Origin of the sequence: Streptomyces sp. NPDC088246 (assembly GCF_044741025.1) — a bacterium.
Lineage (GTDB): Bacteria > Actinomycetota > Actinomycetes > Streptomycetales > Streptomycetaceae > Streptomyces.
The window spans coordinates 52,099-71,678 of the sequence record NZ_JBIURV010000015.1 but is presented as its reverse complement, the minus strand read 5'-3'; the positions used below and the strand labels follow the sequence as shown (position 1 = coordinate 71,678).

The window sequence follows — 19,580 nt, the reverse complement described above, 5'->3', positions numbered from 1 at the left end:
CGGGAGCCGAGAGTGTGCCGTACCGATCAGCTGTCCGGGAGCGGAGGCGGACCGGGTGCGGTATCCCGGAAACATGGCTTCCCGGCGGTTCCTGCAGTCGTTCCCAAAGACCCGAAGGCGCAGGAACGCTCTCGTGGCGATGCCGTTCGCGCTGATCGCCATCGTCACGGTGGTTGACGTCATCTCGCCGCCGGATGTGCACATGGGCCCGTTCCTGGTGGCCGCTCCTGCGGTGGCTGCCTCTTTCACCGGGCCGCGCATGACCGCTTTCGTCGGTGCGGTCGCCGTGCTGGCCCAATCCCTGGTGGCCATCGCGCGCACCAGCATCAACGACCTCAATCACACCTACCAGATCATCGCGCTCATTCTCATCTCTGGCTTCGTCACCTTCTTCGCCCATCTGAGAGAACGGAACGAGCAGGCGGTGTCCCAGCTCCGTTCGGTGGCCGAGGCGGCGCAGCGAGTGGTACTGCGGCCGCTGCCCAGGCGCAGCGGCCCCTTGCGCATCGCCTCGGTCTATCTGGCCGCGGAGGCGGAGGCGCAGATCGGGGGTGACCTGTACGCGGCCGCCCGCACCACCGACGGAACCCGCCTGATCATCGGCGATGTCCGCGGTAAGGGACTGTCCGCGATCGGCGAGGCAGCCAGCGTCCTGGGTGCCTTCCACGCTCTTTCCCGCCAGGAGTCGCAGCTGCCCGATCTGGTGGCGCATCTGGAGGCGAGCATCGCGCTGGACGAGAACGACACCGTTCACGAAGGCATGGACGACGACCTCGCGGAGTCCTTTGTCACCGCGGCCGTTCTCGACATCCCCGATGCCTCCACCGAACTCCACCTCGTCAGCTGCGGTCATCCACCGCCGCTCCTGCTGCGTGCGGGAGAGGCGATCCCGCTCAAAGTACGGGCGCCCGCCCCGCCGCTCGGTCTGACGCACCTGCTGGTCACCGAACACACCGCGGAGACGTTCGCCTTCGGCGTCGGCGACACCCTGCTTCTGTACACGGACGGTGTCATCGAGTCCCGGGACCGGTCAGGGGTCTTCTATCCGCTCCCGGAGCGGGCCGCATTGCGGTGCGGCCAGGGCCCGGACTCCCTGCTGGAATCACTGTGTGCCGACCTGGTCCGCCACGCCGGCGGCCGCCTGGGCGACGATGCGGCGCTGGTCGCCATCGAACGGCTTCCGGCCTCCGGGTGACGCCACCCGCCCGCACCGCTCAGGCCTGGCCGCCTCGCAGCCTGCGCGATACGGCACGCAACCAGGGATGGCGTTCATGCAGTTGCGACGAGTGCCGGTCGAGTTCCTTGCCCAGACGTTCCGTGCGCTTGTCGATGTCGAGCTCGTCCAGAATCCGGTCGATCTCGGCGAGCAGGGCTCCGTGCAACTGCCACTGTCCGGGATGTTCCTGAACGTCTTCGAGGAGCAGGTTCGCCACCCGGTCCCTGGTCGCACGGCTCACGGCGAGCGCGCGGGCGAGCCGGTCCTCAGCCTCCTCGCCGTTCTCCGCGACCGGAGTGGTGATCAGCTCCGAGAAGCTCTCGATGGCACCGGCCATCTGTCCGAACAGCTCCGTCAGGGATTCGGCCACGTCGGCGGGGAACAGCGTCTCGTCGGTGCGGGCCTTGGCCAGGTCGGTCAGGGTGCGTGACAGCACCCGCAGCACCACGGCGCAGATCTCCAGGGTGTCCAGACCGGTACGCAGCACGACCCGGTACAGCAGTCCCTGCCTCACGCGCGGGTTGAGCGTGAGGCCTTCCTCGGCCTGCCGCAGCGAGGCATCGACCTCCACGATGTCATGGTCCAGCCGACGGGCTTCGTGGAGCCGGTCGGCCGCCCGCTGGACGGAGGCGCGACCGCCCACGTCCTCTCCCATCGCACGGAACATATGTCCCATCGCGTGGGCCAGACTGTCGATGGAGGCGCCCGCGGACTGCACCCAGACGGGTGGCGCGAAGAGCAGGTTGAACAGCATTCCCACGCCCGCGCCGATCAGTGTCTCCAGCACGCGGTCCCAGGCTGTGGAGGCGACCTGCGAGACGCCCAGTACGAGCATCGCGCTGATCGCCACCTCGGGTACGAACTCGTCGACCCGCACCAGCCGTCCGATGATCAGCGAGGCGAAGATCGTGAGTCCGAGGCTCCACCAGCTGAGTCCCACCAGGGAGCTGAGCGCACTGGCGATGAGCACCCCGACGATGACGGAGTTCACCCGGCGGATCCCCGTGGTGAGGGTCGCGTAGAGGGTGACCTGTACGACGAGGAGTGCGGTGAGCGGTGCGGTGAGCGGTGCCGGATGCGGAAGGGTCCACACCGCCACGACGTAGGCGATGACGGAAGCCGCCGTGGAACGCAGGGTCTGCGCTCCGACGGGCTCGGTCGTACGCCGGACGAGCTTGATCACGGGTGCGGATACTCGTGCCATCTATTTCCCATGCCCGCCCGTGCGCCGCCACAGCGCCTCGGCGAACCGAACCCCACCGTACGGCCGTGCCGATGGGCGCAGCCGCGGATGTCGTGGCTCAGGAGCGCGGTTCGAGGGCGCCGATCAGTTCCCTGCCCGTGGCGGTGGCCCGCATCTCGTCGGACAGGCACTCGGCCCGCGCCCGGTACGAGGGTTCCTTGAGGACCAGTTCGACGGACGACCGGAGATGGGAAACATCGTCGGGGCCGAGCACCGTCGACTCGTCCGCCGGGCCCACGGTCGGGGTGACAGCTGTCCCCGCGCCCGCCTCGGTCACCAGCCGGGCGTTCACGGGCTGGTCGGCGAAGAGGGGGACGCAGACCAGCGGGACGCCTGCCGCCAGGGCGCCGAAGACCGTCCCCGACCCGCCGTGGCAGACCACGAGGGAGGCACTGCCCAGGACATCGGCCTGCGGCACCCACGCCTCCACGTGGACGTTGGGCGGAATCGGCCCGAGCCCCGATACGTCGGTGCCGTGCCCCGTCGTCAGCAGTACCCGCACCGGCAGTCCGCTCGCCGCCTCCAGCGCCGCCCGCTACAGGCCGGCGGCGGTCGGCATGGCGCCCGCCACGGTGCCCGGGGTGGGGTAGACGAGCGGTTCCTCGACCCCGCCCCACCAGTCCGGCAGTACGCCCGGACGAAGGGGTTCACAACTCTTTGGCCGGCACCTTGTTCTGGCGAACATGGGCACCACTGAGTGAACGGCGTGACGATCTGTGGGTGTGCCCGGCGGGGTCTGCGTAACGTGTTCGTTGCGATTTGGGACGCCGGGTGTGGCGTCAGCAGTCGGGGCCCCCGTTCCACCGGAGTGATGGTTCGGGGCCTCCCCGTCGCCTCCGGCCACACCCACATGGCCAGGTCGTAGGGATTCCGCCCGCCTGGAACGGACCGCATACGGGATATGCGTCGCCGCCCAGGACGCGAAAGCGGAGGACCAGCGCGCCCAAGACGTTCGGGGCGTGCCAGTGGGGCGGGCTCACTCCTGCTCACTGCCCAGGAACGGTTCGTGGTAGTGGTGGGTCACGGCGTACGGCGAGGGATCGAGGGAAGCCGGCAGGCGCGTCAGACGGGCCGCCACTCGCGGCATGCCTCCTCCAGCGCGGAAAGCATCGCGGCGGTGAACAGCCGGCCGAACACCTCCCTCGTCATCAGGGACACGCCGTCGTCCGGGGGCAGTTCAAGCACGCGCGCCATCACCGGCCCGAGCTCCTCGTCGGGCGGCTCTCCTCCGATGCGGTACGGCTGTTCCCGGGTCCTCAGTAACGCTTCGAGTTTCGGTGGGGCGACGACGAGGACGTCGTCGCCCCGTGCCGTGCACGCGTCGATGAAAGGGAGGAGTGGGTGGAAGTGGCCCGATCCGCTGGTCGAGGCGAAAAGTACACGCATGGGGCCGGGCCCAGGGGTGGCCGCCCCCCTGCCCACAGGCCCACTTTCCGCCTGGTTCCGGCGCCTTGCCCGGGTGCGTACGCCCCGGCCGTCAGACCGGACGGTCGTCGGTCACGTGCCGGTCCTGCACCCTGATCCGGTACAGCCACAGCAGTACGGCCGCCACCAGAACGGCAAGTGCCACTCCCAGTTCGGTGTAGCCGCCGTATCCGGTGATGGAGAAGCCGGTCGCACCCACAACCAGCACCACTGTGAGGAACCCGGCCAGCGTCCAGGCCAGGGGTACGAAGAAACGGGGCAGCCGGATCGGCCGCGCGGCGTCGGGACGGTCCTTGCGCAGCAGAGCGAAGCCGGAGACCGCCAGCACATGGGTGAGGATGTATCCCAGGTTGCCGGTGACGATGATGGCCAGCGGGGTCTGAAGCACTGTCAGCACGAAGACGTTCAGCACCAGGGCCACCAGCAGGGCCCGGGCCGGCACCCCGCGCTTGTTCAGTACCCCCACCTGCTTGATCGTGAGCCCCGCCTTGCCCATCTCGTACAGCACCCGGGAGCCGTCGGCGAGACCGGTGATCATGATGAGCAGCAGTGAGGCGATGAGGAAGACCACCATGAGGTCGGAGGCGCCGCCCACCAGGTCCTGGAAGGCGCCGACGAAGAAGGTGGTGGGTTCCTCGCCGATGGCCTTCTCACCGACGTACCCCGACAGGGTCAGCGGCAGCAGGATGAAGACGCCGAGGGAGAACAGCACACCGGCGCGCAGGGCCCGGGTGGTGTCGCGCACCGTGTCCTTGTACTCGGGGGCGAAGGTCGCACACACCTCCACACCGAATGACGTCCACGCCATGACGTACAGCCACACCAGCGCCTCGCGCAGCCCCGCGGCGCCGTGCAGATTCCAGTGCAGGCCCTGCGCGCTCCAGTCACCGGAGAACAGCGGCAGGACAATGAAGACGGCGAGCGGCACCAGCAGCGCACCGCCGGTGACGTAGACGACCCACATGGCGACATGCAGGCCGATCATTGCGGCGCCGAACAGCAGCAGCATCACGAGCAGGCCCACCGCTATGGGGAAGTCCACTTTCACCGGCCCGAACTCCACGCTCCAGTCCTGGCCGGGGAACCACTGGGCCTGGACGAAGGAGCCGATGAGCCCGGAGTAGACGGCGAGGGCCGTCGTCCAGGGGAACCAGTAGCCGATGCTCGCGATCGGGCCCACCACGGGCGCCCGCTTCTTCCAGCCCTCGGTCGCGTAGTGCGCGATCCCGCCGGAGGAGTCGGGGAACATCGCGGCCAGTTCGGTGTAGATCCAGTTGGTCGCGGTGGCCAGCACCATCGAGGCCGCCCACAGGGCGATCGCCCCCCAGGCGCCGAGGCCGCCGATGGAGGCGCCGAGCGAGGCGATGAGCGCCGCCGGCATGGTCAGCGACATCGCGAATCCGTCGAACCAGCTCATCTTCTTCGGCAGTGCCGGGGCGGACGCACCCGCCGCTCCCGAGGAGTCCGAAGGGTCCGGTGAGGGTGGGGCTGGGGTCTTTGGCTGGGATGACATGGGCTTCCCCTCAGGGTGGGCGCAGACAGGAGAGTCGTTGGGGCCCGGTTATAGATGAAGCGAAAAACACCTGTCAATACTCATGAACAAGCAATGATCGACTTCAGGTTTTGCTGATTCAGCAGTCTTGACAGTTCCTGATTGCTCAGCGAGTCTCCAGTCATCGCTTCGCACCCGACCCGGGCCGGCGCGGCCCAGAGCCGACGCGCCCGTTCCCGGTCAGGAACAGGACAGAGAGGCCAACGCATGACCACCCCGACCGCCGACCGGCACCAGCTCTTCATCAACGGCGCCTACACCGACGGCACTTCCGGGACCACCCACGAGGTCATCAGCCCCGCGACGGGCGAACTCGTGGGCACCTTCCCGCTGCCCGCGGCCGCCGACGTCGACACGGCCGTGCGTGCCGCGAACGCGGCCCAGCCGGCTTGGGCCGCGACCAATGTGTGGACCCGCGCCGAGCTCTGTCACCGCATCGGTACGGAACTCGGCAGGCGCGTGGACGAACTCGCCCGCCTGCAGTCCCTGGAGCAGGGCAAGCCGCTCGCCGAGTCCGTCGCCGACATCGAGGAGGCGGCCAAGCTCTTCCACCTGCACGCCGAGGACGCCGTACGGCTGCACGGCGAGACGCTGCCCTCCACCGACAACACCAAGCGGATGTTCACCTTCCAGCGCCCGGTGGGCACGTGGGGCATCATCACGCCGTGGAACTTCCCGCTGCTGATGCTCGCGGAGTTCGTCGCCCCCGGACTCGCCACCGGCAATGCCCATGTCGTCAAGCCGCCGGCCAACACCCCGCTCACCGTTCTCAAGGCGATGGAGGCGTTCGTCGCCGCCGGACTGCCCGACGGCCTCGTCAACATCGTGCCCGGCGAGGGCGACACCGGCGATGCGCTGGTACGCCACGAGGGCATCCACGCGATCGGCTTCATCGGCTCCACCGCGACCGGGGCGAAGATCCAGTCCGCCGCCGGCCTCAAGCGCTCCATCATGGAGTGCTCGGGCAACGGCCCGCTCGTCGTCCTCGCGGACGCCGATGTCGAGGCCGCTGCCAAGGCCGCTGTCGACGGCGCCTACCCGTGCGCCGGACAGGTCTGCTGCGCCACCGAACGCGTCATCGTGCACGCCGACATCCACGACGAGTTCGTCGAGGCCGTGCTGCGCGAGGCCCAGCGCATCACCCTCGGCGACCCGTTCGACCCCAAGACGGTTCTCGGCCCCCTCAACAACGAGGGCGTCGCAGCCAAGATGGACCGTCACATGGCCGACGCGCGCGAGCGCGGCGCGCGCATTCTGCTCGGCGGCAAGCGCGCTTCAGGACACCCCACGGACCTCTACTACGAGTTCACCGTGGTGGACGGGGTGCCCGAGGACAGCCTGCTGTCCCGCGAGGAGTCCTTCGGCCCGGTCGTCCCGATCATCACCGGGCAGGACGAGGACGACCTGTTGCGCATCGCCAACGACGACAAACTGGGCCTCCAGGGCGCCGTCTTCACCCGCAGCATGACCTCCGCCTTCCGCTTCATCGAGGAAATGGCCGTCGGCCAGGTCGTCGTGAACGAAAGCAACAACTGGTGGGACATCAACATGCCCTTCGGCGGCGCCGGCAGCCGCTCCACCGGCTGGGGCCGCATCGGCGGCAAGTGGACTCTCATGGACATGACCGACACCCGCACCGGCGTCATCAGCCTCTGACCGCGCCGCGCCCACTCCACCGTCCGCCGACCGGGGCCCCGACCAGCGTCGGGGCCCCGGCCCGCGCTGCCCCACCACGCCGGTAACGAGGTACCCGCCAGATGACCACCGCAGCCCCCCGCCCCACCGACCACCGCAACCGACTGCGCGACACGAAGGCCGCCCCCTACTGGCTGGACCGGCCCGAGCACCCCGCACCGCTGCCCCGGCTGACCGCCGACACCGCCTGCGATCTCGCCGTCGTCGGCGGCGGTTACACCGGGTTGTGGACCGCCCTGCTCGCCAAACGCGCCCGCCCCGAACGAGACGTCCTCGTCCTCGAACAGAACACCTGCGGCCACGCGGCCAGCGGCCGGAACGGCGGTTTCTGCTCCCCCAGCATCACCCACGGTCTCGCCAACGGCGCCGACCGCTGGCCCACCGAGGCCCGGCTGCTGCACCGCCTGGGCATGGAGAACTTCGACGCCTTCCGGCGCGACCTGGACACCCATGACATCGACTGCGGGTTCGTACGCAGCGGCAAGGTCACCACCGCCGCCACCCCCTGGCAGGCCGAAGGACTCAAGGGCGCCCATGCGCTCGCCCGCCGGTACGGCGAACAGACCAGGCTGCTGGACCGTGACGAACTGCGGAGCTATGTCGACTCCCCTCTCTGGACAACCGGCCTGTGGTCTCCCGACTACGCGCTCCTCGACCCCGCCCGCCTTGTCTGGGGCCTGCGCGCCGCCTGCCTCGACCTCGGGGTCCGCATCGCCGAGCACACCGAAGTCACCGCCCTGACCTCTCGTCATGCCGGCCGGGTCCGCCTCACCACCCCCTACGCCGCGGTCGGTGCCCGGCAGGTCGCCCTCGCCACCAACATCTACCGGCCCCTGCTCAAGCGCCTCTCGCTCACCATGATTCCGGTCTACGACTACGCGCTGACCACCGAACCCCTGAGCAATGAGCAACTCGCCGCCATCGGCTGGAGCGGCGAGCACGGAATCACCGACGCGGGCAACCAGTTCCACTACCTCCGCAAGACCGACGACAACCGCATCCTGTTCGGCGGTTACGACGCCATCTACCACTACGGCAACCGGGTCGAGGAGCGCCTCACCCAGCGCCCCGCCACCTTCGACACCCTCGCCGCCCAGTTCGCCGAAGCCTTTCCCACCCTCGCCGGCGTCCGCTTCTCGCACTCATGGGGTGGCGTCATCGACTCCACCACCCGCTTCTGCATGTTCGCGGGCACCGCCGCGCGCGGCCGGATCTCCTACGCCCTCGGCTTCACCGGGCTCGGCGTCGGCGCCACCCGCTACGGCGCCCAGGTGATGCTCGACCTGCTCTCGGGCCGGCGCACGGAACGGCTCCGGCCCGCCATGATCCGCCGCCCTCCGGTGCCCTTTCCCCCGGAGCCGGTCCGCTATCTCGGCGTCGAGGCCACCCGGTGGTCCATGGCCCGCGAGGACACGTACGGCCACCGCAACCTGTGGCTGCGCACCCTGGACCGGCTCGGCCTCGGCTTCGACTCCTGAGCAAGCCGGGCAGGATAGGCCCGTACGACCGAAGATCCAGGCCCGCACACCGTGGTGGGCCGTACATGAGAGCCGGAGCACAGCATGAGCACGCTGGGTGGCAGCCCCCTGGACGACACCGACCGTCAGATCATCGCCGCACTCCAAGCGGACGGCCGCCGCCCGTACAGCCAGATCGCCGAGGAACTGGACATTCCGGCCTCCTCCGTGCGTTACCGCGTTCAGCGCATGGAGGAGAACGGCACCCTCCAGATCGTCGGTATCGCCAACCCGCTGACCATCGGCTTCGACCGGTTCGCCATGGTCGGCATCCGGGTCAGGCCGGGCAGCGCCCAGGAGGTCTGCCGACGGCTGAGAGAGTTGCCCGAGACCTCCTACGTCATCATGACCGCGGGCACCTACGACGTGATGGCGGAGGTGATCTGCCGGGACACCGATCACTTCACCGACCTGATGAACCGCAGGCTGCATCACATCGACGGAGTCGTCTCGACCGACTCGTTCTTCGTACTGGAAGTGCACAAGCTGGCGTACGGCTGGGGCGTCGGCGAGGTGGACACCTCGCTGCTCGACGCCCCGCAGCCACCACTCAGCGCCGGTCTCGACCAGCGCGCCTGAGCCGCGCCGCCCTGCCCGGCGGGCCACTCACCGATCGCCACCACCTGTACGGCGCGCAGCTTAACGGTGGGGTCCACGTCGGCGCGGTCGGGGCGCCGGGCCGTGGTCGCGGGCAAGGACGCGGGCGGGGACGGAGACACGGACGTCGGGGATACCGACTCGGACGGGCCGGCCGCAGTCCGGGAGGTTGCCGAGCAGCCCGTGGATCCCGCGAGCAGTCCACCGGTGCCGAGCAGCAGTGCACGCCGGCCGAGTGGTTGTCGCATGCGTTGCCCCGTTCCCGTTCGGGGTCCTCACCACGGAGATTCGGACCCGTACGGATTTCGATGGTCAGGCATGAATAGCTTCATCATCTTCCATTCACCCGGGCGCGACTGCCAGCATCGGCGCACCGCCACCCCGTGAGGGAGAAATCCGATGAATCGTCCCCGTTCTCTGCGCTGTCTGGCAGCCCTGGCAGTAGTGGCTCTCGCGGCTACCGCGTGTGGCCGCTCCGGCCAGGGCGACGCCCCGTCCGGCCGTTCCTCGCAGGCCGCCGCCGGCCGGACCGCAGCCGAGCTGCTCCCCGCGCAGTACCGGCAGAAGGGTGTGCTCCAGGTGGCCACCGCGGTGGGATACCCGCCGATGGAGATGTACGAGCCCGGGACCACCCGGCTCACAGGTGTCGACCCCGACCTGGCCAAGGCCATCGCCGAGCGGCTCAAGCTGAAGCTCGAACTCACCAATGCCGCCTTCGACGGGCTGATCCCCGGTCTGGAGTCCGGACGCTTCGACCTGGTCATGTCGTCCATGACGGACAGTGCCCAGCGGCGCCGGGCGGTCGACTTCGTCGACTACTTCCGCACCGGCGGCGTCATCATGACGAAGAAGGGCAACCCGCAGGGCATCAAGTCCCTCACGGACCTGTGCGGAAAGACCGTCGTCCTCGCCAAGGGCAGCTCGAACCTCCACATCGGCGAAGAACAGAACGCCAAGTGCAAGGAGAAGATGCGGATCTCGCAGAGCGAGGACGCGCCGACCGGGCTGCTGCAGCTGGACAGCGGACGCGCAGTCGCGACCATCGTCGACTATCCCGTTGCCAGGATGTTCACAAAGAAGAGCAGCGCTTACGAGGTTCTGCCGACGCAGTACGGCACCGCCCCCTGGGGCATCGCGGCCGCGAAGAACCAGGGCGGATTGCGCGATGCCGTCCACAAGGCCCTGCAGGAACTGATCGACAACGGCGACTACAAGAAGATCCTCGACACCTGGGGAGTCGGCGACAGCGCCGTGCCCGAGGCCACCGTGAACGACGGGCAGTGAGTACGGACATGACCCACCGGAAAATGCCCGGCGCCGCTCTCAAAGCGGCACCGGCAGCAGCCACAACGGATGCGACACCGCCGGAGGAGGACCTCTCCCTCCAGGTGACCCGGCGCCCCCGTCCCGGGCGCTGGCTGGCGGTCCTCGCCGCCGCACTGTTCGCGGTGTGGCTCGCCTACACCGTCATCGTCAATCCCAACCTGCACTGGGACATCGTCGCCAAGTACCAGTTCGACGGCGTGATCCTCAAGGGTCTCGGCGTGACCATTCAGCTCACGCTCGTCTCGATGGCTCTCGGCATCGTCATCGGGGTACTCGTCGCGGTGATGCAGCTCTCCGACAGTCCGGTTCTGCGTCTCACCGCCGGTGCGTACACCTGGTTCTTCCGGGGCACACCGCTGCTGGTCCAGCTCATCTTCTGGTTCAACCTGGCCCTGCTCTTCCCGGTGATCAGCATCGGTATCCCGTTCGACGGCCCGAAACTCATCAGCTGGCAGTCCAACCAGGTCATCACCGGCTTCGTGGCGGCCCTGCTCGGCCTCTCCATCAACGAGGGCGCCTACATGGCCGAGATCGTGCGGGCCGGCATTCAGAGCGTGGACCCCGGCCAGCGCGAGGCGGGTGCGTCCATCGGCATGTCGAACCGTCAGATCCTGTCCCGGATCATCCTTCCGCAGGCGATGAGAGTCATCATCCCGCCGTTCGGCAACCAGTTCATCTCCATGCTCAAGACGACCTCGCTGGTCTCTGTCATCGCGGGCGCCGATCTGATGACCGTCTCCCAGCACCTCTACCTCGCCAATTTCGAGGTGGTGGCGCTGCTGCTGGTGGCTTCCCTCTGGTACCTGGTGCTCACCACGATCGCGAGCATCGGCCAGCATGCCGTCGAGCGCCGCTACAGTCCGGGCGCCGCCCCGCCGCTGCGGCGCAGGGTCCTGGCGAATCTCGTACCCGGGCGTGACAGGAAGAAGGCAGCGGCATGAACGAGGTGATCCTCAGGGCCCGTGGGGTCCGTAAGCGATTCGGTGACACCGAGGTGCTGAAGGGCATCGATCTCGATGTCCGCAGCGGTGAGGTGCTGTGTGTCATAGGTCCTTCCGGGTCCGGGAAGTCGACGCTGCTGCGCTGCTTCAATCACCTCGAGCAGATCGACGCGGGGCGGGTGTGGATGGATGGTGAGCTGATCGGCTACGAGCAGCACGGCCCGTCCGGGCGTGTCCTGCGCGAGCGGCGCCCCCGTGACATCCGACGGCAGCGGGAGCGGATCGGCATGGTGTTCCAGCGGTTCCACCTGTTCCCGCACCGCACAGCGGTGCAGAACGTGATGGAGGGGCCGGTCGCCGTCAAGGGCCTCTCGCGTGCACGGGCCGAGAAGCAGGCCCGGGAGCTGCTGGACCACGTCGGTCTCGCGGACCGAGCGGATCACTACCCGGGGCAGCTCTCCGGTGGGCAGCAGCAGCGTGTGGCGATCGCCCGGGCACTGGCCATGGAGCCGGCACTCATGCTCTTCGACGAACCCACCTCCGCTCTCGATCCCGAGCTCGTCGGCGAGGTCCTGGGCGTCATGCGAGACCTGGCCCGCAGCGGTATGACGATGGTCGTGGTCACCCACGAGATGGGCTTCGCCCGCGAGGTCGCCGACCGTGTCCTGTTCATGGATCAGGGTGCCGTCGTCGAAGCCGGGAGCCCGGAGCGTGTGTTCACCGACCCGCGGCACGAGCGCACGCGGGCCTTCCTGTCGACGGTGCTGTGATGGGCCGCCCACTGGACCTTCTGCTGCGCGGCGGCACACTGGTCGACGGAACCGGGGCACCCGCCAGGGAGGCGGACATCGCGGTGGTGGACGGACGGGTCGCAGTGCTTCCCGCCGGCACCCCGGCCGCGGCGGCCGAGACGCTGGATGTGACCGGCCAGGTCATCGCGCCCGGCTTCATCGATGTGCACACGCACTCCGACGCCCTCGCGGCACCCCACGGCGCCGACGGCACCGCGGAGCCGGTCGACGACCTTCGCCTCGCACCACTGCTGCAGGGCGTCACCACGGAGATCTGCGGCAACTGCGGGACGAGCCTGTTCCCTTCGCTGCCGGAACGGCTGCCTTCACTTGCCGAGCATCTCAGAGTGACGTTCGGGCTCGGACCGGTACGGCCCGCGGTGGACTTCGACGCATTCGCCGCCGGACAGGACCCTGCCCTGCGCCGCAACCACATCGCCTCGCTGGTCGGACACGGCACGCTGCGCGCCGGGGTGATGGGCTTCGAGGCCCGCCCGCCCCGGCCCGACGAGCTGGACACCATGTGCGCGCTGCTCGACCGGGCGCTCGGCCAGGGTGCGGCCGGCCTGTCCACGGGGCTGATCTACCCGCCGGGCACCTACGCCGGCACCGAGGAGATCGTCGCGCTGGCCGGAGTCGCCGCGCGTCATGGCAAGCCCTACGTCACCCATCTGCGCGACGAGATGTCACAGGTGGAGACCGCCCTGGAGGAAGCCCTGGAGATCGCGGTTCGCTCCGGTGCCCCGCTGCAGATCTCCCATCACAAGACCGCGGGCCGGCACGCCTGGGGCGCCACGCTGCGCACCCTGCCCCGGCTGGAAGAGGCCCGTGCCGAAGGCGTGGACGTGCTGTGCGACGTCTACCCGTACACCGCGGGCAGCACCGTTCTGCACGCCATGCTGCCACCGTGGACGAGCGAGGGCGGCATCGGCGCCCTGCTGGAACGGCTGCGCCGGGCAGATACGCGCGACCGGATCCGGACGGACATCGCTCAGGGCGTCAAGGGGTGGGAGAACACCGTGGGCAACGGCGGCTGGGACCTCATCACCGTGGCCGCCGCGCAGGCGCACCCGGAGGCCGAGGGCCGCAGCATTGCCGACCTCGCCGCCGGGCGCGGCGTCCACCCGGTCGACTACGCGTGCGACCTGCTGCTGGCCGAGCAGGGCGAGGTGACCATCATCAGCCATTCCATGCGCGAGGACGACGTCCGGCGGGTGCTCGCCAGCCCGCTGTCGATGATCGGCTCGGACGGAGTCCCCAAACCCGGTCGCCCGCACCCTCGTTGGGCGGGAACCTTCGCCCGCGTACTCGGCCATTACGGCCGCGACCAGCAACTGATCCGGCTGGAGAACGCGGTGCACAAGATGACCGGTCTGCCGGCCCGGAGGTTCGGGCTCACCGGCCGCGGCGTGGTCCGCGACGGCGCCCTCGCCGATCTGGTCGTCCTCGACCCGGCGTCGGTACGCGACACCGCCACCTTCGACCGACCGCTGCTGGCCCCCGAAGGCATCGATACCGTCGTGGTGGCGGGGCGGGTCGCAGTAAGGGGCGGCTGCCCGACCGCGGCGCGAGCGGGAGAAGTGGTGAGGATCCGATGAGTCTGGCCCAAGTGGCCGCGGCGGCGCGGCGCTCGGCAGCGCTGCCGCTCACCCTGGCCGTCGCCGCCGTCGACATCGACGGCGGCGAGACGGTGGGGGTCCACGACCACACCGTGCTGCCGGTCGCGTCCGCCTCGAAGCTGCTGCTGCTGGCCGAGGTCTCACGCCGACTGGACACCGGTGAGCTGCTCGCCGACCGGCCCGTCGAAGTCCTCGACGAGGACATGGCGGACGGCACCGGCCTGCTGCGCCGGATGAGCAGGCGCGGCTGGACCGTCGAGGATCTGGCCTGGCTGACCGCTTCGGTCAGCGACAACACCGCCACCAATGCGCTCCTGCGCCTGGTGGGGTGCGAGTCCACGGCCCGGCTGGCGGAGGAACTCGGGCTCGGCCGCCTCACACTGCACGACAAGGTCCGTGACATCCGGGGCCCTGATGTGCCGGCCGTCTTCGCCACCGGCACCGCACGGGACCTGGCACGGCTGGTGACACATGCGGTACGCGGCACGATGAGCTCCCCGGCAGCCTCTGCACGGCTGCTGGAGTGGATGCGCGCCAACACCGACCACGGTCTGGTCCCCGCCCTGGTGGATCACGACCCGTACGCCCCCGGCTTCCCGAACCCCTTGCCCGACGGGCTTCTGGTGGCCAACAAGACCGGTACCGACACCGGGGTCCGCGCCGATGCCGGTGTCATCGTCGGTGCGCGCCGACTGGCATACGCGGTGGTGGCGCACTGGGACCCGGCGCTGGGCCCCAGCACGCAGCGGGCCGCGGTGCACGCCATCCGGGACGTCGGCCGCACCCTCGCGGCCTGTGCCCGACGCCGCACCGCCGAATGAGAGCGGCACGCCCCGCCGGTCAGGACCACTGCATCTCCAGCAGCGACCGGATCTCCTCGGCGGCCGACCGCAACTCCGCGAGGAAGATCCGCAGCAGCGGGTTGCGGTTGGTGGGCCGGGTGGCGACCCCGATCCGCCGGTGCAGTCGGGGATGGTCCAGTCGGCAGACGTGCACACCCGTGGTGTCGCCGAGCCCGAGGGCCGGGACGAGCGCGATACCCATGCCCGCGCGGGCCAGGTTGATCGTGACCTGGTAGTGATCGCTGCGGCAGCGGACCCGCGGCCGGAACCCCTCGGCCGCACATGCGCGTTCCAGGACCGGTTCGCCGGTGTGGCCACCGTGCGTACCGATCCAGCTCTCCCCCTCCAGCGCGGCAAGCCTGACCGCGGTGTGCCGACCGAGGCGGTGCCGCAACGGGAGGACCACCAGCTGCGGCTCGTCGAAGAACATCTCCACATCCACGGTCGCCTGCCGGCACCAGGGGTCCAGCGGATGTTCGAAGACGACCGCCGCATCCAGCCGGCCCGCCTCCAGATCGGGAACCAGCTCGTGCGGCTGCCCCAGGATCAGCTCCAGCTCGACCTTGGGCCGCTCGGCCGCGAAGGCCGACAGCGCCCGAGGAAGCAGCTCCAGGCCCGAGGAAGCGAAGAAGCCCAGCCGCAGTACCCCGGCGTCGCCTTCGGAGTGCGCCCGCAGATCGTCCTGTGCGACAGCCATCAGGTCGGCGACAGCCTGCGCGTGCTCGGCCAGCCGCACACCGGCCGCTGTCAGCCGCAGGCTCTGCGGCTGACGTTCCACCAACGCCACCGCGAGTTCCTGCTCCAGCCGGGCGAGTTGATGCGAGACGGCGGACGGGCTCAGATGCAGCGCCTGGGCCGCGGCCACAATGGTGCCCGTGCGGGCTATTTCCAGCAGGACGAGCAGTCGGGCACTGTTCAGCATCGGGTCAGACTAGGCCGTGCCGACGCGCTGCGCCGCCCCGGCACCCGACCGTACGGACAGGCTCCGGGCGGCGCAGTGCGTCGGCACGGCGGGCTCGTCCACGTCCAGGCGCAGCAGGTCCTCCTCGGTCTCCCGGCGCACCACTGTGCGAGCATGGCCATCGGACACGAAGACGACAGCGGGGCGCGGCAACTTGTTGTAGTTGGACGCCATGGCATATCCGTATGCGCCCGTGACCGGCGTGGCCAGGAGGTCACCCACCGCGACCTCGGCCGGCAGGGCGGCGTCGTCGACGATCACGTCGCCGCTCTCGCAGTGTTTGCCGACCAGCCGTGCCCGCAGCGGTCGCGGGGCGCGGGGGCGACGCGGCAGGAACACCTCGTAGCGACTGCCGTACAGGGCGGGGCGCAGATTGTCGCTCATCCCGCCGTCGACGCTGACGTATGTCCGCACGCCCTCTATCCGCTTGATCGTGCCGACCCGGTACAGGGTCAGCCCCGCGCGGGCGGCGATGGACCGGCCGGGCTCCACTGTCACGTCGCCGCCCCAGCCCGCATCGCGCACCGCGGTGCGCACCCGGGCCGCCCAGTCGGCGAACGAGGGTACGGTCTGCCCCGCCTCGTACGCGACTCCGAGGCCGCCGCCGACGGTGAGCCGGTGCACCCCTGTCTCCGCCGCGAACCGTGCGACGGCCGCGGCTCCTGCCGCGAGCTCCGCCGTGTCCAGCACCTGGGAGCCCACATGCGCGTGGACGCCCTCCAGGATCATGGCCGGGGAGCCGGCGGCCCGCCGCACGGCGGCTGCGGCGGCTGCGCCGACGAGGCCGAAGCCGAACTTCGAGTCGATGCCACCGGTCCGGATCGCCTCGTGTGCGCCTGCGGCGACACCGGGCGCCACCCGCAACTGGACCCGGGCGGGCGGCAGTTGTTCCTCGGCGTGCAGGAGCTCGATGCGGTCCATCTCGTCGAAGCTGTCGACCACCACATGCCGCACCCCGGCTGACATGGCCGTGCGCAGCTCCGCCTCGTCCTTGTTGTTGCCGTGCAGCACGATCCGTCCGGCCGGAACACCCGCGTGCAGCGCCACGCGCAGCTCGCCGCCGGAGGCGACATCGAGCAGCAGTCCCTCCTCATGGGCCAGTCGGGCCATGGCCGTGCACAGGAATGCCTTGGAGGCGTAGGCGACGTTGTCCTGGCCGAAGGCCGCGACCGCCTCCCGGCAGCGTCGGCGCAGGTGCTCCTCGTCGTACACGAAGAGCGGTGTTCCCCAACGCTGTGCCAGTTCGGTGAGCAGGACGCCTCCGACGGCGAGCCCTTCCGGGCTGATCTCGGAAGTGAAGGGCAGCAGACCCGTTTCGATGGCTGACGACATGGTTCCTCCCCCATAGGCCGGTTCTCCGCCATCCTGCGGCCTGCACGAGGGGTCACAAAAGCGCATTCTTCTGTGGCTGAGCCTCGCCATTTTCGACGCTCATGCCACGTCGGGGGTCGCGGGAAGGGCCTCTCGTACCGGGCCGGGAACTCCCGTCACAAGGTCGTGATCAGCCCTCCGTCGATGACGAAGTCCGATCCGGTGACGTTGCCCGAACGGCCGCTCGCCAGCAGCACTACCAGATCGGCGACTTCTTCCGGCCGGGTGAACCTACCGGTCACCGCTTGGGCCGCGAACTCCTGGGCGACGGTGTCCGGTGCGGTGCCGTCGGTCGCTGCGACGGTGGCCGCGATGCCTCCCTCCCCCAGCCAGAGATCCGTGGCGACAGGTCCGGGGCTGACGGTGTTCACCCGTACCCCTTGCGGGCCGGCCTCCTTGGACAGGGCCTTGCAGAAGTTGGTGAGGGCAGCCTTGCTCGCGCAGTAGTCGATGACCGAGGGGTCGGGCAGAAAGGCGGTGACCGAGCTGACTGTCACGATGGAGCCCGAGCCGCCCTTGATCAGGTGTGGCAGCGCGGCGCGCGTGGTGCGGACCGCAGTGAGGAAGTTGACCGTCATCGCCCACATCCAGTCGTCGTCGCCGACGGACAGGAAGCCGCCCGCTCGCGGACGTACGGCCCCGACGTTGTTGACCAGGATGTCCAGCCCGCCGAACCTGGCGACCGCTTCCTCCACCGGTTCTGCGGAGCCGTCGGGCTCGGTGAGGTCCGCCTGTACGAAGTGGACGTCCTTGCGCGCCGCCAGCTCGGACAGGGGTTCGGTGGGGGTGCGGGAGGCGGCGACCACACACGCGCCCTCGTTGGCGAGCGCCTGTGTCACGGCAAGGCCGATGCCCCTGCCGGCGCCGGTGACCACGGCTACTTTGTCTGTCAGGTGCAGATCCATCATGGTCTCCTAGCAACGAGCGGCACCGACGGCGGCGAGTCCAGGCGCGCCATGAGAGGCACGACGGACTCAGCGTTTCCGGTATCGGCCAGTGATGGCGCGGCCCGGACAGCAGCGGAGTGACGCAGGCCGACCGTCCGGGTGAAACCGGCTGTCGGAACGGGTCCGCCCCCCTCGCTGCTACGTGTGGCCTTGGTGTGTGGTCGTCACGCGTTCTTCAGCAACGTCCAGGGCATGGCGCACCGCACCCATCGCAACGGCTCGTTCGCCGAGCACCGATGCGTTCAGCTCGACCGGCACCAGGGTGTGTGATCGCAGATGCCTGCGCACGGGGCCCAGCAGGGTGTCCCCCGCTCGCGACACCCCGCCGCCGATGACGACCCTGCCCGGATCGAGGACGAGGAGAAGTACGGCGAGTCCTCGGGCGAACCGGGCGGCCACGCGCTCCACCACCTCGACGGCAACCCGGTCGCCCGCTTCCGCCGCTGCGAAGAGCGGTGCGATGTCATGGGCGCCGCCCACGGGAGCGCCGGCCTCCAGGGCCAGCCGGTGAATGGCCTCGGCGCCGACCAGCCGCTCGAACGGCCCCATGCCGTCGGCCGGGCGCGGTCCGGGACGGGTGTCGGGATCACCGACGAGGTCGACGAAGCCCAGTTCACCGGCGGCGGCCGAATTGCCCCGGTAGGGCCTGCCGTTGATGACGATGCCGGTGCCGATGCGCCGCCCCCACTGAACGAAGACCAGGCAGTCGGTACGCACACCGGCGCCGGCGCCACTGCCCGCTCCGGCGGGGACCTCGGCTCCGCGCCAACGCTCCGCGAGCACCGCGAGGTTGACGTCGTTGTCGATGGACACCGGGCAGTGCAGCCAGTCGCGCAGCAGCGAAACGGCGGGCAGCCCGGCCCAGTCGGGAATGCTGGGAGCGAGCAGCACCTCGCCCCGCTCGCGGTCGACGATGCCCGGAGTGCCCGTACTCACCGCCCACAGGCTCGACAACGGCACGCCCGCCTCGGCCGCGGCCGCCGTCAGTGCGGCGCGGACGGTGGCGAAGAGCTGTGGTCCGGTCACTCCCCTGTCCACGGCCGCACGATGGGTGGCCAGCACCTGACCTGCCAGGTCCGCGATCATCACCAGCACCTTGTGCGGACCGATGTCGACCCCGGCGACATGTCCCGACTCGGCACGGAACCTGGCGTACTGGGCGGGACGGCCGAGCTGCTGCGGTCCGGCAGCTGCGGTGAACTCCACCAGGCCGCAGTCCCTCAGCTCGGTCAGGGCCCTGGTCACCGCGGGCCGTGACAGTCCCGTGAGCGATGCGAGGTCGGTGACGCGGGCGGTGGGAGTGTCCCCCTCCCGCAATGCGGCCAGCACCGCGGCTACATTTATCCGGCGCAGGACGTGCGGCCCGGTGGCCGCTGCTTTCCGGACTGGCATGTGCGTCAACTCCCTTGCCCGACCGTGCTGTCGGCACTGTACCCAGCGCTTCGAGAACCCGGGCTGTCGGCGCTCTTGACGATCGCGGCGCAACCCGCCCATATTAACGAATGCTCCGTTAGTAAGTCTGATGTGCGTCCGCACC

At 69.7% G+C, this 19,580-nt stretch carries 17 protein-coding genes; 9 read left to right on the top strand and 8 right to left on the bottom strand.

Annotated features, from left to right (window positions below; translation table 11 throughout):
- The first annotated feature begins 139 nt into the window (after positions 1–139).
- Positions 140–1,195 (top strand): PP2C family protein-serine/threonine phosphatase, encoded by a 1,056-nt coding sequence (locus tag ACIPEK_RS21565; RefSeq protein WP_401998641.1) that lies wholly within the window; start codon positions 140–142, stop codon positions 1,193–1,195.
- Positions 1,196–1,214: 19 nt separating this feature from the next.
- Here ACIPEK_RS21565 and ACIPEK_RS21560 read toward each other — a convergent pair whose 3' ends face one another.
- From ACIPEK_RS21560 to ACIPEK_RS21545, 4 genes are all read right to left on the bottom strand, one after another.
- Positions 1,215–2,420, bottom strand: a complete 1,206-nt coding sequence (locus ACIPEK_RS21560; protein WP_401998364.1) for an aromatic acid exporter family protein — start codon at positions 2,418–2,420, stop codon at positions 1,215–1,217.
- Between the two features lie 97 nt (positions 2,421–2,517).
- A complete protein-coding gene (locus ACIPEK_RS21555; protein WP_401998361.1) occupies positions 2,518–2,961 on the bottom strand; it encodes a glycosyltransferase in 444 nt (147 codons plus the stop codon).
- Between the two features lie 560 nt (positions 2,962–3,521).
- A complete protein-coding gene (locus ACIPEK_RS21550; protein ID WP_401998358.1) occupies positions 3,522–3,845 on the bottom strand; it encodes a hypothetical protein in 324 nt (107 codons plus the stop codon).
- A gap of 91 nt (positions 3,846–3,936) precedes the next feature.
- Entirely contained in the window at positions 3,937–5,397 is a 1,461-nt protein-coding gene (locus ACIPEK_RS21545) for an APC family permease (RefSeq protein WP_401998356.1), read from the bottom strand.
- A gap of 246 nt (positions 5,398–5,643) precedes the next feature.
- On the opposite strand from ACIPEK_RS21545, the gene ACIPEK_RS21540 reads away from it, so the two are divergent.
- The 8 genes from ACIPEK_RS21540 to ACIPEK_RS21505 all read left to right on the top strand — a co-directional run bounded on the left by ACIPEK_RS21540 (position 5,644) and on the right by ACIPEK_RS21505 (position 14,743).
- Positions 5,644–7,092 carry an aldehyde dehydrogenase family protein gene (locus tag ACIPEK_RS21540; protein WP_401998353.1) on the top strand — a complete coding sequence of 483 codons (1,449 nt, stop codon included), beginning with the start codon at positions 5,644–5,646 and terminating at the stop codon, positions 7,090–7,092.
- 101 nt (positions 7,093–7,193) lie between these two features.
- The gene (locus tag ACIPEK_RS21535; RefSeq protein ID WP_401998350.1) at positions 7,194–8,609 is read left to right on the top strand and encodes an NAD(P)/FAD-dependent oxidoreductase; all 1,416 of its coding nucleotides are present in this window, start codon (positions 7,194–7,196) and stop codon (positions 8,607–8,609) included.
- Between the two features lie 84 nt (positions 8,610–8,693).
- Positions 8,694–9,227 (top strand): Lrp/AsnC family transcriptional regulator, encoded by a 534-nt coding sequence (locus tag ACIPEK_RS21530; protein WP_327276970.1) that lies wholly within the window; start codon positions 8,694–8,696, stop codon positions 9,225–9,227.
- Positions 9,228–9,644: 417 nt separating this feature from the next.
- The gene (locus ACIPEK_RS21525; RefSeq protein WP_401998346.1) at positions 9,645–10,529 is read left to right on the top strand and encodes an ABC transporter substrate-binding protein; all 885 of its coding nucleotides are present in this window, start codon (positions 9,645–9,647) and stop codon (positions 10,527–10,529) included.
- 8 nt (positions 10,530–10,537) lie between these two features.
- Positions 10,538–11,512, top strand: a complete 975-nt coding sequence (locus ACIPEK_RS21520) for an amino acid ABC transporter permease (RefSeq protein ID WP_401998343.1) — start codon at positions 10,538–10,540, stop codon at positions 11,510–11,512.
- On the top strand, positions 11,509–12,282 hold the full coding sequence (locus tag ACIPEK_RS21515) for an amino acid ABC transporter ATP-binding protein (RefSeq protein WP_401998340.1): 774 nt from the start codon (positions 11,509–11,511) through the stop codon (positions 12,280–12,282). Before ACIPEK_RS21520 ends, ACIPEK_RS21515 begins: the two co-directional genes overlap by 4 nt.
- Positions 12,282–13,901, top strand: a complete 1,620-nt coding sequence (locus ACIPEK_RS21510; protein ID WP_401998337.1) for an amidohydrolase family protein — start codon at positions 12,282–12,284, stop codon at positions 13,899–13,901. Before ACIPEK_RS21515 ends, ACIPEK_RS21510 begins: the two co-directional genes overlap by 1 nt.
- A complete protein-coding gene (locus ACIPEK_RS21505; protein ID WP_401998334.1) occupies positions 13,898–14,743 on the top strand; it encodes a serine hydrolase in 846 nt (281 codons plus the stop codon). Before ACIPEK_RS21510 ends, ACIPEK_RS21505 begins: the two co-directional genes overlap by 4 nt.
- A gap of 19 nt (positions 14,744–14,762) precedes the next feature.
- On the opposite strand, the gene ACIPEK_RS21500 is transcribed toward ACIPEK_RS21505, so the two are convergent.
- From ACIPEK_RS21500 to ACIPEK_RS21485, 4 genes are all read right to left on the bottom strand, one after another.
- Entirely contained in the window at positions 14,763–15,686 is a 924-nt protein-coding gene (locus ACIPEK_RS21500) for a LysR family transcriptional regulator (RefSeq protein ID WP_401998331.1), read from the bottom strand.
- A gap of 9 nt (positions 15,687–15,695) precedes the next feature.
- On the bottom strand, positions 15,696–17,057 hold the full coding sequence (gene lysA / locus ACIPEK_RS21495; RefSeq protein ID WP_401998328.1) for a diaminopimelate decarboxylase: 1,362 nt from the start codon (positions 17,055–17,057) through the stop codon (positions 15,696–15,698).
- Positions 17,058–17,212: 155 nt separating this feature from the next.
- On the bottom strand, positions 17,213–18,001 hold the full coding sequence (locus tag ACIPEK_RS21490) for an SDR family NAD(P)-dependent oxidoreductase (RefSeq protein WP_383072067.1): 789 nt from the start codon (positions 17,999–18,001) through the stop codon (positions 17,213–17,215).
- A gap of 180 nt (positions 18,002–18,181) precedes the next feature.
- Positions 18,182–19,435: an ROK family protein gene (locus tag ACIPEK_RS21485; RefSeq protein WP_401998325.1), complete on the bottom strand. Its 1,254-nt coding sequence runs from the start codon at positions 19,433–19,435 to the stop codon at positions 18,182–18,184.
- Positions 19,436–19,580: the final 145 nt, after the last annotated feature.